We start from the raw sequence: 17,751 nt of genomic DNA, 5'->3' as shown, positions 1-17,751 counted from the left end.
CTCCTCGGTCGGTGGTGATCGTTGTACGGCATGGTATCGGGGCGCCGGCGGCGGGCTCCTCCCCCGTACCGGGAAGGGACGGGCGGGCTGACCCGCCGACCGCAGGCGCACCCGCCCCTCCCGCGTCCACCCCCTACATCCCCGGCGGCTCCGGCGCCCGCTTCGCCGGCGTCCTGGCCAGCGACGCCAGCGCGATCCGGATCGCCTCGTCCAGTTGCGGATCGCGCCCCGCCGCATGGTCCTGCGGCGTCACCACGACCTCGACGTCGGGATCGACCCCGTGGTTCTCCACGCCCCAGCCGTAACCCTCGAACCAGAACGCGTACTTGGGCTGAGTCACCGACGTCCCGTCGACGAGCTTGTAGCGGCTGTCGATGCCGACCACCCCGCCCCAGGTGCGCGTACCCACCACCGGCCCGATGCGCAGCGCCTTGATCGCGGCGTTCACGATGTCGCCGTCCGAGCCGGAGAACTCGTCGGCGACGGCCACCACGGGGCCGCGCGGCGCGTCCTCCGGGTAGCTGTACGGCCGCATCCCGCGCGGCATGTCCCAGCCGACGATGCGCCGGGCGAGCTTCTCCACGATCAGCTGCGAGGTGTGGCCGCCGCGGTTCTCCCGGACGTCCACGACCAGCCCCTCGCGGGCCACTTCGAGGCGCAGATCGCGGTGGAGCTGGGCCCAGCCCGAGCCGACCATGTCGGGGACATGGAGGTAGCCGAGGCGTCCGCCGGAGTGCTCGTGGACGTAGGCCCGCCGGTCGGCGACCCACGCGTGGTAGCGCAGCGCCTCCTCGTCGGCGACCGGCACGACGACGACATGGCGCGGGTAGCCGCCGTCCACCGGCGACACGGTCAGCTCGACCGGCTTGCCGGCCGAACCGGTGAGCAGCGGTCCGGGTCCGGTCAACGGGTCGACCGGCTGCCCGTCGACGGCGAGGATCGTGTCCCCGACGCGCACCGCCACCCCGGGTGCGGTCAGCGGCGACCGGGCCGCCGGGTCGGAGGTCTCGGAGGGCAGGATGCGGTCGATGCGCCAACTCCCCTCGTCCGTACGGGAGATGTCCGCGCCGAGCTGCCCCTGCCGGGTCGAGTCGTCGCGCCATCCCCCGGGCGGTGTCACATAGGCGTGCGAGGTGCCGAGCTCCCCCTGCACCTCCCACAGCAGGTCCACCAGGTCGTCGTGGGTGGCGACGCGCTCCAGCACCGGGCGGTAGCGGTCCAGGACCCCGTCCCAGTCGACACCGCCCATGTCGGGACGCCAGAAGTTGTCCCGCATGATGCGCCCGGCCTCGTCGTACATCTGACGCCACTCGGCGGCCGGGTCGAGGATCCGGCGGATCCGGGAGAGGTCGACGGTGACGCTGCTGTCGCCGTCGTGGTCGTCGTCACCGGCCGGTACGCGGCTGTCGGACGGCACGACGCGCAGCTTGCCCCGGGTCCGCAGGACGATCCGCTTGCCGTCGCCGCTGACCTCGAAACCGCCGACGTCCGAGGCGAGTTCCTCGCAGCGCAGCTTCTCCAGGTCGTACCGTTCCAGGACGGTCTCGGGCCGCCGGGAGTCCGGCGTGGCGCCGCTCGTACCGAGCACCCCGGTCACCGGGTGGCTCAGCCACAGCAGCCCGTCCCTGGCGGCCCGCAGCGTGGAGTAGCTGGCTGCCTCGACGGGCAGCGGCACGATCCGCTCGGCGAGTCCTTCGAGGTCGATCCGAGTGACGGGCAGCGCGGTCGGGTTGTCCTCGCCGTCGCCGCCCTTCTCCTTCTCGGTCGGGCGACCGTGGCGCTGCGGCCCGAACGGGGAGGGCGTGGTGGCGGCGAGCGTCAGCAGATGCGGACGGCAGGCGCCGATGAACGCCAGATCGAAGACATGGGCGTCGTAGACCGGGTCGAAGGACCGCTCGGAGAGGAACGCGAGGTGCTTGCCGTCGGTGGTGAACGCGGGGGCGAAGTCCCGGAAACGCAGCGGAGTGGCCTCGGCGACGGACAGATCCGCGAGGTGCGCGAGCTTGAGCTGTCTGAGCGGATCGGGTCCGGGGTGCGACCAGGCCAGCCAGGAGGAGTCGGGCGAGAAGACGAGCCCGGAGACATCACCGTGCTCGCTGCGGTCCACCTCGTGGACCTCACCGCTCTCCCGTTCGACGATCAGCAGCCGTCCGTCGTGCGCGGCGACGGCGAACCGGCTGCCGTCCGGTGCCGCTGCGAGGTCGAGGACCCTGCCGATACGACCCGCGGCGAGGCGACGCGGTACGGCACCCGGTGCGGTGCCGGTGGCGGGGGCGCACTCCAGGGCGTCGTCGCCCTCGGCGTCGGTGACCCAGACGGCGTGCTGGTCGCCGTCCGCCTGAAAGGCGCGGGGCATCCTGGCCCGCACCCCCGGTTCGACGGCGAGCGCGCGGGCCGGGCCCTCGCGGTGGGTGACCCAGTGGACGGCACCGCGCGTCCCGACGGCACTGCCGCGTCCCGTACGGTCCGGGGACGCGGAGTCGAGGTGGCTGCCCGCGTGCACGGGGTGCGGCTGGAGGTCGGCGCGCTGGCCGCCGAGCCGGATGCCGAGGCGGCGGGGTTCGGCTCCTTCGAGGTCGTCCAGCAGCCAGAGTTCACCGGCGGAGGCATAGCAGACGCGGGTGCCGTCGGTCGTCGCGTGACGGGCGTAGAAGCCTTCGACGCCGCTGTGGCGGCGCAGGTCCGAACCGTCGGGGAGCGAGGAGTAGAGCGCACCGACCCCTTCGTGGTCGGAGAGGAACGCGACCCGCTCCGACGTGCCCGACTCCGGTCGGCCGGCAAGGGCCCCGCCGCCCACCCACATCGGGGCTTCGATGTTCCCGTCGAGGTCCTCGTGCAGCCGCACGAACTCCGCCGGGCCGTCGCCCGCGCCCTCTGCCGCGATCCACAACTTGCCCGCGGTGCCGCCCCGGTAGCGCTTCCAGGTAGCGGCCTCGCGCCCCATCGTGGCCGAGAGCAGCAGGATCCGGCCGCCGGGCCCGTACGCGAGGGAGCCGACCGGCCCGTACGGCAGGGTCCGCGCGGGGCCGCCGTCGACCGGGACGGCCCTGGCCCAGCTGCGCCGCATCGACGCCTGCCCCTGGGCGCTGATGACCAGCACGTCGCCCTCGGGCGTCCAGCCGCGGACGGAGGTCCGGGCGTCGCCCCAGTACGTGAGCCGCTCGGAGGGGCCGCCGTCGACCGGCGCGATGTGTACCTCCGGGGCCCCGTCCCGGGTGGACGTCCAGGCGACCCGGGTTCCGTCGGGAGATATCCGCGGGTTGGTGACCGGTCGGTTGTCGGCGCTGGCACGCCAGGCCCGGCCGCCGTCCAGCGGCGCCAGCCAGACATCGTCCTCGGCGGTGAAGGCGATCAAATCGCCCTGGACATGGGGGTATCGGAGGTAGGCAGGCTGCGTCACACCGGTCAGCCTAGGCCGCGGGCGTGCTCCGCGGAACCGAGTTGGCCGGAGTGCGCCGGGTGGCCGGACGGCGGGAGCGACCACTTGCCCCGGGGCGCCTCGGTCACCGTGACCGTCACGGTGACCGTGGGCCGGGCGCCGCCGTCGCCGCCGCCGAGGGGTGGGTTCACGGCGACGGGCGACGGGACGGCGTTGCAGTCGCCGAGCACATCCGCCCGGAAGACGACCTTCCCGGCGGCCTTTCCGGTCAGGTCCCCACGGACACACCGCCCGTCGAGCGCGTGGGTCACCTGGCCGTCGATCGTGATGGCCTTGCCCGTGCCGGTCCGCCCGGTGCAGTCGACGTCCGCGATCCGGCGCGCGGAGGCGGAGGGCGACGCGCCCCCGATCCGGTCCCCCACCACGTCGGCCGTGCAGCTCAGCCACTGGACATCGACCCCGTTGCGCTCCAGGGCGCTGGTGCCGGTCCGGTCGGTGGTCACGGCGATGGATGCGGAGTTCAGCCCGCCCACGGGTTCACAGGCCACGACACCTGCGACCGCCGTGCCCGCGAGTGCGGACGCGGCCAGAAAGCGACGGATACTTCCCTGACCCCATGCCCTTGTTGTCCCCATACGGGCAGCTTCCCACCGTTCCCCCGCGGGGCGGTAGACGGCTTGCGGCCACACCGGGGGTGGCTCCGGCGCACGAAAGGGGGCTCGGGCGGGGCGGTCTCACGACCAGCGGCCGGTGCGCCCCAACAGCAGTGCCGTTGCCGCCGTGCCCGCCGTCGAGGTGCGCAGAACGCTCGTTCCGAGCCGGCAGATCCGGGCGCCCGCCGCGGCGAAGGCCTCCAGTTCGTCCGGTGAGACCCCGCCCTCGGGGCCGACGACCAGCACGATCTCGCCCTGGGTGGGGAGTTGGGCGGTGGCCAGCGGCTCGCTGTCGTACCCCCGCTCCTCGTGCAGGACGGCGGCGAAGTCCGCCGTGGCCATGAGCGCGGCAACCTGTCTGGTCGTCAGTGCGTCCGCGACCTCGGGAAAGCGGACCCGGCGCGACTGCTTGCCCGCCTCCCGGGCGGTGTTGCGCCATTTCGCCAGGGACTTGAGGCCGCGGTCGCCCTTCCACTGCGTGATGCAGCGCGATGCCTGCCAGGGAACGATCGCGTCGACACCGGTCTCCGTCATCGTCTCGACGGCGACCTCGCCGCGGTCGCCCTTGGGCAGGGCCTGGACGACGGTGATGCGGGGTGCGGGCCGGGGCTCCTCGTGGACGGCCACCAGGTCGGCGACCACGAGCCGGTCCTTCCCCTCGGCGGCCCTGACGACGCCCTCCGTCCAACGGCCGTGGCCGTCCGTCAGCACGACATCCTCACCCGCGCGCAGCCGCTTCACCGAAACGGCGTGGCGGCCCTCGGCCCCTTCCAGGACGAACTCGGGCCCGTCGGGAACCTGTTCGACGACGAAGACCGGTGCGGTCACTGCGTACTCCCTGTGCTCACTGCCGTCCGTGCGGCGTCCAGTTCTTCGGCGAGCAGGCCGACCAGCCGGCCGGCGGGCAGCTCGCGTGCCATCCGATGTCCCTGCCCCGCCCACAGCGCCATGCCCTGGGCGTCCCCGGCCGTGGCCGCCGCCTTGCGCAGCCCGGCGGTCAGATAGTGGACCTGTGGGTAGGCGGCCGGGGCGTACGGACCGTGCTCACGCATGAAACGGTTGACCAGGCCCCGGGCCGGGCGGCCGGAGAACGCCCGGGTCAGGGCGGTCCGTACGAACAGCGGGTTGGTCAGTGCCTGCTTGTGCAGCGGATGCGCCCCGGACTCGGAGCAAACGAGGAAAGCCGTGCCGAGCTGCGCCGCCTCCGCGCCCGCGGCGAGCACCGCGGCGATCTGGGACCCGCGCATCAGCCCGCCCGTGGCGATGATCGGCACCTGTACCGTCTCGCGGACCTGGGCCACCAGGGAGAGCAGTCCTATCCCGGTGCCGTCGGTCTGCGGGTCGTCCCGGTGGGTGGACTGATGGCCGCCTGCCTCCGTGCCCTGGACGCAGACCGCGTCGGCGCCCGCCCATTGGGCGGCCTGGGCCTCCTCGGGCGTGGTGACCGTCACCACCGTGTACGTGCCGACTCCGGCGAACGCGTCGAGGGTGTCGCGGGTCGGGCAGCCGAAGGTGAAGGAGACGGCCGGGACCGGGTCCTCCAGAAGGATGGCGAGCTTGGCCTCGTAGCCGTCGTCGCCGCCGCTGGAGTCCGGGTCGCCGAGCGGGGTCTCGTACCAGGCGGCCTCACCGGCGAGCTGGTGCCGGTACACCTCGACGGCGCTCGGGTCGGCGAGCCCCGGCTGCGGCATGAAGAGATTGACGCCGAAGGGCTGACCGGTCAGCCCGCGCAGCTGTTTGATCTCGTTGTACATGCCGTCCGCGGTCTTGTACCCGGCGGCGAGGAAACCCAGCCCGCCCGCTTCGGCGACGGCGGCGACGAGCTGCGGACAGGACGCTCCACCCGCCATCGGGGCCTGCACGATCGGATACCGGCAGAGATCGGTCAACACGGATGACATGACCGCATCGTGTCACGTCCCGCACGCCTCGGCGTGCGCGGCCTGCGGTCCATTTTGCCCTTAAACGCCGGACGGGCTCGGCGAGCGAGCCCGTCCGGCGGTCAGGAACGGTGTGCGGGGACCGTCAGCGGCCGTTGAAGGCGTCCTTCAGCCGGGAGAAGAGCCCCTGCTGTCCGGGCTGGAACTGGCCGGTGGGCCGCTCCTCGCCACGCACCTTCGCCAGGTCCCGCAGCAGTCGCTCCTGCTCCGGGTCCAGCTTCGTCGGGGTCATCACCTCGACGTGCACGATCAGATCGCCGCGTCCGCCGCCCCGCAGATGCGTGATGCCGCGTCCGTGCAGCGGGACGGACTGGCCGGACTGGGTGCCGGGCCTGATGTCGACCTCCTCCAGTCCGTCGAGCGTCTCCAGCGGCACCTTGGTGCCGAGCGCGCCCGCCGTCATGGGGATGGTGACCGTGCAGTGCAGATCGTCGCCGCGGCGCTGGAACACCGGGTGCGGCAGCTCGTGGATCTCCACGTAGAGATCACCGGCCGGACCGCCGCCGGGGCCGACCTCGCCCTCGCCCGCCAGCTGGATGCGCGTGCCGTTGTCGACACCGGCGGGGATCTTCACGGTGAGTGTGCGCCGCGAGCGGATGCGGCCGTCGCCGGCGCACTCCGGGCAGGGGGTCGGCACGACCGTGCCGAAGCCCTGGCACTGCGGGCAGGGCCGCGAGGTCATGACCTGGCCCAGGAAGGACCGGGTGACCTGGGAGACCTCACCGCGGCCGCGGCACATGTCGCAGGTCTGGGCGGAGGTGCCGGGCGCGGCGCCCTCGCCGTTGCAGGTCGCGCAGACGACGGCCGTGTCGACCTGGATGTCCTTGGTGGTGCCGAACGCGGCCTCCGCCAGATCGATCTCCAGCCGGATCATCGCGTCCTGGCCGCGCCGGGTGCGCGAACGGGGCCCGCGCTGCGACGACGTACCGAAGAACGCGTCCATGATGTCGGAGAAGTTGCCGAAGCCGCCCTGTCCGAATCCGCCCGCGCCACCGCCGCCGGAGGCGGACAGCGGGTCGCCGCCGAGGTCGTAGACCTGCTTCTTCTGCGGGTCCGACAGCACCTCGTAGGCGGCGTTGATCTCCTTGAACCGCTCCTGGGTCTTCGGATCGGGGTTCACATCCGGATGCAGCTCACGGGCGAGCCGCCGGAATGCCTTCTTGATCTCGTCCTGAGATGCGTCGCGGCGCACGCCGAGTACGGCGTAGTAGTCCGTGGCCACTTACGACTCCGCCAGGATCTGTCCGACGTAACGTGCCACTGCGCGTACCGCTCCCATCGTTCCGGGGTAGTCCATGCGGGTCGGTCCGACCACGCCGAGTTTGGCGACTGCCTCGTCGCCCGAACCGTAGCCGACCGCGACGACGGACGTGGAGTTGAGCCCCTCGTGGGCGTTCTCGTGCCCGATCCGTACGGTCATGCCCGAGTCCTTGGCCTCGCCGAGCAGCTTCAGCAGCACGACCTGCTCCTCCAATGCCTCCAGCACCGGCCGGATCATCACGGGGAAGTCGTGCCCGAACCGGGTGAGGTTGGAGGTGCCGCCGATCATCAGCCGCTCCTCCGTCTCCTCGACGAGGGTTTCGAGCAGGGTGGAGAGCACGGTGGACACGGTTCCCCGGTCCTCGCTCTCGAAGGATTCCGGCAGGTCCTGCACCAGCTGCGGGACGTCCGTGAAACGGCGTCCGACGACCCGGCTGTTGAGCCGGGCCCGCAGATCGGCGAGAGAGGTCTCACCGAACGGAGCGGGGCAGTCGATCATGCGCTGTTCGACCCGGCCGGTGTCCGTGATCAGCACGAGCATCAGCCGGGCGGACGCCAGCGAGAGCAGTTCCACATGCCGCACCGTGGACCGGGTCAGCGAGGGGTACTGCACGATGGCGACCTGCCGGGTCAGCTGCGCCAGCAGCCGAACGGTGCGGCCCACGACGTCGTCGAGGTCGACCGCGCCGTCGAGGAAGTTGTGAATGGCGCGACGTTCCGGCGACGAGAGGGGCTTGACACCCGCGAGCCTGTCGACGAAGAGCCGGTAGCCCTTGTCCGTCGGGATGCGTCCCGCGCTGGTGTGGGGCTGGGCGATGAAGCCCTCGTCCTCCAGCACCGCCATGTCGTTGCGGACGGTGGCCGGGGAGACCCCCAGCTTGTGCCGTTCGGTGAGCGCCTTGGAGCCGACGGGCTCCTCGGTGCCGACATAGTCCTGGACGATGGCGCGCAGCACTTCGAGTCTGCGTTCGCTGAGCATCGCGCACACCTCCAGCTGTGTTTCCTCGGTGGTTCTCGGGCCGTTCCTGTTTCTTTGCCAGGAATCCTCCTGGCACTCTGCCGATGTGAGTGCCAGCAATCCCCCGGCCAGTGTACGGCGGACGAGTGGGGGCCTAGCAAGGGCGACCGGCCACCCTGCCGCGAGACCGTGCAGGTCTTTGCGGATAGCGTCGCGGTATGGACGCCTCTTGGGAAGAGTTCGGCTGGGAGCGACTCGGTCACGGAGTGGGCCGGCGGCGGCTTCCCGGATGGGATGCGACGGTCGCACTGGTGGCCGGAACGGACGGCGCGCTGCTCTACGACACCGGATCGACGCTCCGCGAGGGGGCGCAGGTGCGGGCCCAGGCACAGGCCCTGCTGGGCCGGAGGGTGACGCATATCGCACTCAGCCACCCTCATTTCGACCATGTGCTGGGTACTGCGGCGTTCTCCGGCGCCCAGGTGTACGGAGCGGTCGGCATGGCCGGGCTCCTGAGGCGCGGGGCGGACGAGCTGTGCGCCGACGCGGTGCGCCACGGGGTGCCCGAGCACGACGCGGCGGAGGCCGCCGGTGTGCTGGTGGCACCGCACCACGAGGTGTGCGGCGAGTGGACCCTCGATCTGGGCGGCGGCCGTCAGGTGCTGCTGGCGAACGTGGGCCCCGCCCACAGCGGCCACGATCTGGTGGCGCTCGTCCCCGGCTCCCCGACGGTGGTGCTCTGCGGCGACCTGGTCGAGGAGTCCGGCGAACCGCAGGCGGGCCGGGACGCGGTGCCGTCCCGCTGGCCGGCCGCGCTGGACCGGCTGCTGGCGCTCGGCGGCGAGGACGCGGTGTACGTCCCGGGGCACGGGGCGGTGGTGGACGCGGCGTTCGTCAGGGCCCAGCGCGACCGGCTGGCCGCCCTCTTCGGCGTGTCGTGAGGTGTTGTCGTCCTATCGTCATCCAATGCGCAGCTACCAGCCGGACCTGACCCCGCCGTGGAAGAGGTCCGCCCCCGTTCCCGAGGTCCCCGCCGAGCCCGATCTGGTCGTGGAGGAGGTCTCCACCGGATTCTGCGGTGCGGTGATCCGCTGTGAGAAGACGGCCCAGGGTCCGACCGTGACCCTGGAGGACCGTTTCGGCAAGCACCGGGTGTTCCCGATGGAGCCGCGCGGCTTCCTGCTGGAGGGCCGGGTGGTCACGCTGGTACGCCCGTCGGCCGCCGGTCCCGTGCGCCCCACACGTACGGCCTCGGGGTCGGTCGCGGTCCCCGGGGCGCGCGCCCGGGTGGCGCGGGCGGGCCGGATCTATGTGGAGGGCCGCCACGACGCGGAGCTGGTCGAGCGGGTCTGGGGCGACGACCTGCGGATCGAGGGCGTGGTCGTCGAGTACCTGGAGGGCATCGACGACCTCCCCGCCATCGTGCGCGAGTTCTCCCCCGGCCCGGACGCCAGGCTCGGCGTCCTGGTCGACCACCTGGTCCCCGGCTCCAAGGAGTCCCGGATCGCGGACCGGGTCTCGGACGCGGACGTACTGGTGGTCGGCCACCCCTACATCGACGTGTGGGAGGCGGTGAAGCCGTCGACCGTGGGCATTCCGGCCTGGCCGGTGGTGCCGCGCGGACAGGACTGGAAGACGGGCGTGTGCCGCTCGCTGGGCTGGCCGGAGAACACGGGGGCGGCCTGGCAGCGGATCCTGTCCACGGTGCGCTCGTACCGGGACCTGGAGCCGGCGCTGCTGGGCTCGGTGGAGCATCTGATCGACTTCGTGACGGCGCCGCCCGAGTAGCTTCTCCGGCGCCCGGGGGCCTGGGGCGGGAGCCCGCCGGCCGGGGGCGGGAGCGGGAGCCCGGCCCCGCCCCCCGCCCCTCAGTCCACCAGGTCCCGCACCACCGCGTCCGCCAGCAACCGCCCGCGCAGGGTGAGCACCGCCCGCCCCGCCCCGTACGGCCCGCGTTCCAGCAGCCCGTCGTCCACCGCCCGCCCCGCCGCGGCCAGCCCCGCCGGCGCCAGCAGCGACAGCGGGCAGCCGTCCACGAGCCGCAGCTCCAACAGGATCCGCTCGACCCGGCGGTCCTCCGCGGAGAGGATCTCGCGCCCGGCGCCGGGCGACCGCCCCTCGGCCAGGGCCTGCGCGTAAGCCCCCGGATGCTTGACGTTCCACCAACGCACCCCGCCGACATGGCTGTGCGCCCCGGGACCGGCACCCCACCAGTCGGCGCCGCGCCAGTACAGCTCGTTGTGCAGGCAGCGGCCCTCGGGCGTACGGGCCCAGTTCGACACCTCGTACCAGGAGAAGCCCGCCGCGGCCATCGCCTCGTCCGCGATCAGGTACCGGTCCGCGTGGGCGTCGTCGTCGGTCATCGGGATCTCGCCGCGCCGGATCCGGCGGGCCAGCTGCGTACCCTCCTCGACGATCAGCGCGTACGCCGACACATGGTCCGGCCCCGCTCCGATCGCCGCGTCCAGCGAGGCCCGCCAGTCGTCGTCGGACTCCCCGGGCGTGCCGTAGATCAGGTCGAGGTTGATGTGCTCGAAGCCCGCCTCCCGCGCCTCGGCGACACACGCCTCGGGCCGTCCCGGCGTGTGCGTACGGTCCAGGATCTTCAGCACATGCTGCCGCGCGCTCTGCATCCCGAACGAGATCCGGTTGAAGCCGCCCTCCCGCAGCTCGGACAGATACGCCGGACCGACGGACTCCGGATTGGCCTCGGTGGTGATCTCCGCATCGTCCGCCAGCCCGAACTCCTCGCGGATCGCTCCCAGCATCCGCACCAGGTCCGCGGCGGCCAGCAGCGTCGGCGTACCACCGCCGACGAAGACCGTACGGACCGGACGCGGATCGTCGCCCAGGACCTTGCGGGCCTGGCGGACCTCGCCGATCAGATGGGCCGCGTAATTGTCGCGGGAAGCCAGGGCACCGCCGGAGCCGCGCAGCTCGGTGGCGGTGTAGGTGTTGAAGTCGCAGTAGCCGCAGCGGGTCGCGCAGTAGGGCACATGCAGGTAGAAGCCGAGCGGCCGGTCGGCGGCGCCTTCCAGGGCATGGCGGGGCAGCGCCCCGTCGTCGGGTACGGGTTCACCATCGGGCAGTACGGAAGGCATACCGCCCATTGTCGCTCGCCGCCCGGGAACCTCCGAGCCACGCCCGTGATCACGGAACGACGGCGCCCACGGACCGCACGGCTCCCTCGGCGACCGCGCCGTCCCGTCCCGCCCGCCCCCTCGTCCTTCCCCCTGCTCTCCCCTCGTCGTCCCCCCGTTCTCGTCCTCACCCCGCCTGGAGCACCAGCAGGGCCAGATCGTCATCGGGCGGCCGCTCGGCGAATTCGTGCACGGCCCGCTTGATCCGGTCCGCGATCCCGTCCGCCGACAGTCCGGCACAGCCGGCGAGCGCGAGGGCCAGGCCGTCCCCGTCGTCGAACATGAGCGGCCCGCAGCGCCGCTCCGTCACGCCGTCCGTGACGCACAGCAGGCTGTCGCCGGGCGCCAGGTCGAAGCTCTGGCTCTCGTACGCGACGTCGTCGAAGATCCCGAGCAGCATCTGCGGCTCGGCAGCCGGGCGCACCTCGCCGTCGGGCCGCAGCAGCAGCGGCAGCGGGTGGCCCGCGCTGGCGAGGGTGCAACGCACGCCGCCGTCGGGCAGCGGCACGAGTTCTCCGTACAGCAGGGAGAGGAAGCGGGACTGTCCGGTGTCCGCCGTCTGCTGGCCGCCCGCCGCGGCCACCATGAGCGCGGCCGCCTCGGCGGCCTCCATCGCATCGTCGAGGAGCAGCCGGTTGAGCCGGTCGAGCACCTCGCCGACGCCGAACCCCTCACGGGCCAGCAGCCGGAGCCAGGGCCGGGCGAGGCCGGTGACGACGGCGGCTTCCGGGCCGCTGCCCTGGACGTCACCGAGAACGAAGCACCAGCGGTCGCCGGGGCACGGGAAGATGTCGTAGAAGTCGCCGCCGACGACCCCGTCGTCGCTGGGTTCGTAGACCAGGGAGCTGGTGACGCCCGGTATGTCGGCGACCTTGCCGGGCAGCAGCGCGCGTTGCAGGATGCGGCTGATGGTGGCCTGCCGGGTATAGGCGCGGGCGGCGCCCACGGCGAGGCCGACGCGGCGTACGAAGTCCTCGATCAGGGCGGTCACTTCGTCGGGGACACGTGCCAGCCCCTCCCGGCCCAGGAGCACGGCGCCGAGTGTCCGGCCGCCCGAGGTGATCCGGTAGGCCAGGGCGGACCCGACGGCATGTCCGTCGGATTCGCCGCCGTCCTCCTCGCCACCCGGCCAGGGCATGGAGACGGGTCCGGTGCCCACCCGTTCGGGCAGCCGGATCGGGTCCTGTTCCAGCGCCGTGCGCAGCGGCCCGGTCTCGGCCTCGTCCCGGTGCCAGACGCTGGCGAGCCGGGGGACGGCCGAGGGACCGCCGTTCTCCGGCTCCAGCCAGACCGCGCACCAGTCGGCGAGTCTGGGCACCAGTAACTGTCCGGCCAGCGCCGCCACGATGTCCTCGTCGAGCTGGCCGGCGAGCAGGTCCGAGGCCTCGGCCAGGAACGACAGCGCGCCGCGGCCGGCCCAGTCCGCATCGTCGCGCAGCGCCCGCCGGGCGGTGGGGGCGAGCAGTTCGGCGGCGCGCAGCCCCTGCTGGAAGCCCGGGTCGGTGGACGATCCGGGGAACGGGTTCCAGTCGTCGACGGGGAGGCGCGCCCAGACGGTCTTGAGGCCGGTGCGGTAGGTGATGCCCCAGCGCTCGGCGAGGGTGCCGACGAGCTGGAGCCCGCGACCGTACTCGGCGGGCCCGTCGGAGACGGTGGGGACCCCGTCCTGCGTCACGCCCGTCGTGCCGCCGTCGTCCTCCTTGCGTTCGCTGCGCACGGCACGGGCCGGGTGGTGGTCGGAGACCTCCAGCACCAGGGCCGCCACCTCGTCCTCGGTGGTCTCCTCCAGTCGGCAGAGCAACTCGACGTTGGTCCCGGCGTGCACGACCGCATTGGTGACGAGTTCGCTGACGACGACCTCCGCGTCATCGGCCAGGCGCTCGCTGAAGCCCACGGCCGCCGGCAGTCCGAGTCCGGCCCACTCGGTGAGGGCGGCCCGCACGAAACGGCGGCCGGCGGAGGGTGCGAGGAGGTTTCCGGGCAGGGACGTACGGGCGACCGGTCGTGCGTCCGCATGGTCGGCGGTGGTACCGGGACGCTGAACTATGTCCCGCTGCAAGGGAATGGGCCCCACGGTGCGGCTCCTGACCTGTTCTCGCTCTGTCTGTTCTCGTTCTGTCTGTTTCTCGCTGGGCGCCGCTGACGACACCGACAGAGTGACAGATGGACCATGCCCATAAGCGACGAGTTGCCGAAGTGAGCAGAGAAAGTGAGCGAAGAGGAACCGAGGCAGCCGCACCGCGCGACCGGTCCGCGAGGACCGGCGCTAGGCCTCGCGGGACCCCACGTACATGTCGTCGATGAGGTCCTTGTACTCACGCTCCACGACCGGCCGCTTCAGCTTCAGACTGGGCGTCAGTTCGCCGTGCTCGATGTCGAGATCGCGGGGCAGCAGCCGGAACTTCTTGATGGTCTGCCAGCGCTGCAGCCCCTCGTTGAGCCGCCTCACGTAGCCCCCGATCAGCTCGACGACCTGTGCGGAGGCCACCACTTCGGCGTACGGTTTCCCGCCCAGGCCGTTCTCGGCGGCCCAGCCGAGGATGGTCGGCTCGTCGAGCGCGATCAGGGCGGTGCAGAAGTTGCGGTCCGCGCCGTGCACCAGGATGTTGGAGACGAACGGGCAGACCGCCTTGAACTGCCCCTCGACCTCCGCCGGGGCGATGTACTTGCCGCCGGACGTCTTGATGAGGTCCTTCTTGCGGTCGGTGATCCGGAGATAGCCGTCCACGGACAGCTCTCCGATGTCGCCGGTGTGGAACCAGCCGTCCGCCTCCAGCACCTCGGCGGTCTTCTCCGGCAGCCCCTGGTAGCCCTCCATCAGGCCGGGGCCGCGCAGCAGGATCTCGCCGTCGTCGGCGATCCGTACCTCGGTGCCGGGGAGGGGCTTGCCGACGGTGCCGGTGCGGTAGGCCTCGCCCGGGTTGACGAAGGAGGCGGCGCTGGTCTCGGTGAGGCCGTAGCCCTCCAGGATGTGGATGCCGGCGCCCGAGAAGAAGTGGCCGATGTCGGGGGCGAGGGCCGCGGAACCGGAGATGCAGGCGCGCAGCCGCCCGCCGAAGGCCTCGCGGATCTTGGCGAAGACGAGGGTGTCGGCGACCTTGTGCTTGGCACCGAGCGCGAACGGGACGGAGGCCGTGCCGGTGCGCCGGAAGTTGTCCTGCGAGACCACCGCGTACTCACGGGCGACCCCGGCCGCCCACTGGAAGATCTTGTACTTGGCCCCGCCACCGGCCCGCGCCTTGGCGGCGACACCGTTGTAGACCTTCTCGAAGATACGGGGGACGGCGGCCATGTACGTCGGCTGGACCACCGGAAGGTTCTCGATGATCTTGTCGACCCGGCCGTCGACGGCGGTGACGTGGCCGACCTCGATCTGGCCCGAGGTGAGGACCTTGCCGAAGACGTGCGCGAGCGGCAGCCAGAGGTACTGGACGTCGTCCTTGTTGATCATGCCGGTCGCCACGGTGGCCTTGGCCATGTACGACCAGTTGTCGTGCGGCAGGCGCACGCCCTTGGGGCGGCCGGTGGTGCCCGAGGTGTAGATCAGCGTGGCGAGCTGGTCGGCCGTGATGGCGGCGACCCGCTCCTCGACCGCGTCGGGATGCTTCGCCAGGTGCTCGGCGCCGCGGGCCTCCAGATCGGCGAGGGTCAGGACCCAGCCCTCCGGGTCGCCCTCGGCGGGTCCGGCGCCCTCGGGGTCGATGACGACGACATGGGCGAGGTTCGGCAGCTCCGCGCGCCGCTCACGGGCCTTGGCCAGCTGGCCGGCGTTCTCGGCGACCAGCACCCGGCTCTCGGAGTCGGAGAGGATGAACGCCGACTCCTCGGCGTTGGTCGACGGGTAGATCGTGGTGGTGGCGGCGCCCGCGCACATCACACCGAGGTCGACGAGGATCCATTCCACCCGGGTTCCGGCCGCGAGCGCGACGCGCTCCTCCGGTCGCACGCCCAGATCGATCAGCCCGGCCGCGACGGCGTACACCCGCTCGGCGGCCTGCGCCCAGCTCAGCGACTTCCACTCGTCGGGCCCCTCGCCGGTGGCCGCGGGGACGGGGTAGCGGTAGGCCTCCTCGTCCGGAGTGGCCGCCACGCGGTCGACGAAGAGGTTCGCCACGGAGGGCGGTCGGTTCTCGATCAGGGTCTGTGTGTCGCTCACGACATCCTCCGGGCCTGCGGCAGTGCTTCACGACCGGCTGCTGGTTGCTGCTTGTTCCTACGAGTGTTTCCTGCGCGTGTTCCTGTGTACGTCCGTGTATTCGGCGGTACGCCTGTGTTCGGTCCTGCGGTGCTCGGTCCCGCTTGTTTAACTGGCGAGTAACTACGAGGCCGTGATCAGGGTAGAGCGCCCGCGTCCGCGGCGTAAGGGGCAATGGGCCGCCGCTTCATAACGAACGGGCCCCTGTGTCGCGGCGCGGTGCGACACAGGGGCCCGTCGGGCCACCACCGGGTGGGGCGGGGCGGAGCCGGGGCCCGAGGAACTCCCCGGCCCCGCGGGGGACGCTACTTCTTGCCCTTGCCGTCCCCGCCGGACTCGTCCGTCGACAGCACGGCGATGAAGGCCTCCTGCGGCACCTCCACATTGCCGACCATCTTCATCCGCTTCTTGCCTTCCTTCTGCTTCTCCAGCAGCTTCCGCTTACGGGAGATGTCACCGCCGTAGCACTTGGCGAGGACGTCCTTGCGGATGGCGCGGACCGTCTCGCGGGCGATGACCCGGGAGCCGATGGCCGCCTGGATCGGCACCTCGAAGTTCTGCCGCGGGATCAGCTCGCGCAGCTTGGCGACGAGCCGCACACCGTACGCGTACGCCTTGTCCTTGTGCGTGACCGCGGAGAACGCGTCGACCTTGTCGCCGTGCAGCAGGATGTCGACCTTGACGAGCTGGGCGGACTGCTCGCCGGTGGGCTCGTAGTCGAGGGAGGCGTAACCCCGCGTCTTGGACTTCAGCTGGTCGAAGAAGTCGAAGACGATCTCGGCGAGCGGCAGGGTGTAGCGGATCTCGACCCGGTCCTCGGACAGGTAGTCCATGCCGAGCAGGGTGCCGCGCCGGTTCTGGCAGAGCTCCATGATCGCGCCGATGAACTCGCTGGGGGCCAGGACCGTGGCGCGCACGACGGGCTCGTGCACCTTGTCGATCTTGCCTTCGGGGAATTCGCTCGGGTTGGTGACGGTGTGCTCGGTGCCGTCCTCCATCTCGACGCGGTAGACCACGTTGGGGGCGGTGGCGATGAGTTCGAGGCCGAACTCGCGCTCCAGCCGTTCGCGGATCACGTCGAGATGGAGCAGGCCGAGGAAGCCGACGCGGAAGCCGAAGCCGAGCGCGGCGGAGGTCTCCGGCTCGTACACCAGGGCGGCGTCGTTGAGCTGGAGCTTGTCGAGCGCCTCGCGCAGGTCCGGGTAGTCCGAGCCGTCCAGCGGGTACAGGCCCGAGAACACCATCGGCTTGGGGTCCTTGTAGCCGCCCAGCGCCTCGGTCGCGCCCTTGCTCAAGGAGGTGATGGTGTCACCGACCTTGGACTGCCGGACGTCCTTCACCCCGGTGATGATGTAGCCCACCTCACCCACACCGAGGCCGTCGGCCGGGGTCATCTCCGGGGAGGAGACACCGATCTCCAGCAGTTCGTGGGTGGCGCCGGTCGACATCATCCTGATGCGCTCGCGCTTGTTGAGCTGTCCGTCGACGACACGGACGTACGTGACGACGCCGCGGTACGAGTCGTAGACCGAGTCGAAGATCATCGCGCGGGCGGGGGCGTCGGCCCTGCCGACCGGGGCCGGGACGTCCTTGACCACGCGGTCGAGCAGCGCCTCCACACCGAGGCCGGTCTTCGCCGAGACCTTGAGCACGTCCTCCGGCCGGCAGCCGATGAGGTTGGCCAGTTCCTCGGAGAACTTCTCCGGCTGCGCGGCAGGCAGGTCGATCTTGTTGAGCACCGGGACGATGGTGAGGTCGTTCTCCATCGCCAGGTAGAGGTTGGCCAGCGTCTGGGCCTCGATGCCCTGCGCGGCGTCGACCAGCAGGATCGTGCCCTCGCAGGCGGCGAGCGAACGGGAGACCTCGTAGGTGAAGTCCACGTGGCCCGGGGTGTCGATCATGTTGAGGACATGGGTGCGGCCCTGGTCCTCACCCGTTTCGGGTGCCCAGGGCAGTCGAACCGCCTGGGACTTGATGGTGATGCCGCGCTCGCGCTCGATGTCCATCCGGTCGAGGTACTGGGCGCGCATCTGCCGCTGGTCGACCACGCCCGTCAGCTGAAGCATCCGGTCGGCAAGGGTCGACTTGCCGTGGTCGATGTGCGCGATGATGCAGAAGTTGCGGATCAGCGCCGGGTCGGTACGGCTCGGCTCGGGCACGTGGGTAGGAGTCGCGGGCACGCAGGGTCCTGATTCTTGAGACGCCGAACGCCGTGTCTCGGGTCGA

General features: G+C 71.7%; 12 protein-coding genes. 2 read left to right on the top strand and 10 right to left on the bottom strand.

The features are described 5' to 3' along the window. Window positions 1–133: 133 nt before the first annotated feature. The 6 genes from ACIOHC_RS02500 to hrcA form a co-directional block, all read right to left on the bottom strand. On the bottom strand, window positions 134–3,400 hold the full coding sequence (locus ACIOHC_RS02500; protein ID WP_389635598.1) for a S41 family peptidase: 3,267 nt from the start codon (window positions 3,398–3,400) through the stop codon (window positions 134–136). 5 nt (window positions 3,401–3,405) lie between these two features. Beyond that, the gene (locus ACIOHC_RS02495; RefSeq protein WP_401841045.1) at window positions 3,406–4,014 is read right to left on the bottom strand and encodes a hypothetical protein; all 609 of its coding nucleotides are present in this window, start codon (window positions 4,012–4,014) and stop codon (window positions 3,406–3,408) included. Between the two features lie 99 nt (window positions 4,015–4,113). Further along, window positions 4,114–4,860, bottom strand: a complete 747-nt coding sequence (locus ACIOHC_RS02490; protein WP_351079087.1) for a 16S rRNA (uracil(1498)-N(3))-methyltransferase — start codon at window positions 4,858–4,860, stop codon at window positions 4,114–4,116. After that, entirely contained in the window at window positions 4,857–5,933 is a 1,077-nt protein-coding gene (locus tag ACIOHC_RS02485; RefSeq protein WP_401841042.1) for a nitronate monooxygenase, read from the bottom strand. The genes ACIOHC_RS02490 and ACIOHC_RS02485 overlap by 4 nt, the downstream gene beginning before the upstream one ends. Before the next feature lie 124 nt (window positions 5,934–6,057). Next, window positions 6,058–7,194: a molecular chaperone DnaJ gene (dnaJ, locus tag ACIOHC_RS02480; protein ID WP_351079084.1), complete on the bottom strand. Its 1,137-nt coding sequence runs from the start codon at window positions 7,192–7,194 to the stop codon at window positions 6,058–6,060. After that, window positions 7,195–8,211, bottom strand: a complete 1,017-nt coding sequence (gene hrcA, locus ACIOHC_RS02475) for a heat-inducible transcriptional repressor HrcA (protein ID WP_351079082.1) — start codon at window positions 8,209–8,211, stop codon at window positions 7,195–7,197. It abuts the gene before it with no gap. A 197-nt stretch (window positions 8,212–8,408) separates the two neighbouring features. Between hrcA and ACIOHC_RS02470 the strand changes: the two genes are divergently transcribed. Next, window positions 8,409–9,131 (top strand): MBL fold metallo-hydrolase, encoded by a 723-nt coding sequence (locus ACIOHC_RS02470; protein ID WP_351079079.1) that lies wholly within the window; start codon window positions 8,409–8,411, stop codon window positions 9,129–9,131. Between the two features lie 25 nt (window positions 9,132–9,156). After that, a complete protein-coding gene (locus tag ACIOHC_RS02465; RefSeq protein WP_389635603.1) occupies window positions 9,157–9,978 on the top strand; it encodes a DUF3097 domain-containing protein in 822 nt (273 codons plus the stop codon). 80 nt (window positions 9,979–10,058) lie between these two features. Here the strand turns inward: ACIOHC_RS02465 and hemW are convergent, their stop codons facing one another. The 4 genes from hemW to lepA form a co-directional block, all read right to left on the bottom strand. Beyond that, window positions 10,059–11,291 carry a radical SAM family heme chaperone HemW gene (gene hemW / locus ACIOHC_RS02460; protein ID WP_351079075.1) on the bottom strand — a complete coding sequence of 411 codons (1,233 nt, stop codon included), beginning with the start codon at window positions 11,289–11,291 and terminating at the stop codon, window positions 10,059–10,061. 166 nt (window positions 11,292–11,457) lie between these two features. After that, window positions 11,458–13,389, bottom strand: a complete 1,932-nt coding sequence (locus tag ACIOHC_RS02455) for an ATP-binding SpoIIE family protein phosphatase (protein WP_365692349.1) — start codon at window positions 13,387–13,389, stop codon at window positions 11,458–11,460. 207 nt (window positions 13,390–13,596) lie between these two features. Continuing rightward, window positions 13,597–15,486, bottom strand: a complete 1,890-nt coding sequence (locus ACIOHC_RS02450; protein WP_401841038.1) for an AMP-dependent synthetase/ligase — start codon at window positions 15,484–15,486, stop codon at window positions 13,597–13,599. A gap of 344 nt (window positions 15,487–15,830) precedes the next feature. After that, window positions 15,831–17,705: a translation elongation factor 4 gene (gene lepA / locus ACIOHC_RS02445; RefSeq protein WP_351079071.1), complete on the bottom strand. Its 1,875-nt coding sequence runs from the start codon at window positions 17,703–17,705 to the stop codon at window positions 15,831–15,833. Window positions 17,706–17,751: the final 46 nt, after the last annotated feature.

The organism is Streptomyces sp. NPDC088252 (genome assembly GCF_044740965.1).
In the GTDB taxonomy this organism is placed as follows: Bacteria; Actinomycetota; Actinomycetes; order Streptomycetales; family Streptomycetaceae; genus Streptomyces.
This window is presented reverse-complemented; position numbering and strand designations above follow the sequence as displayed.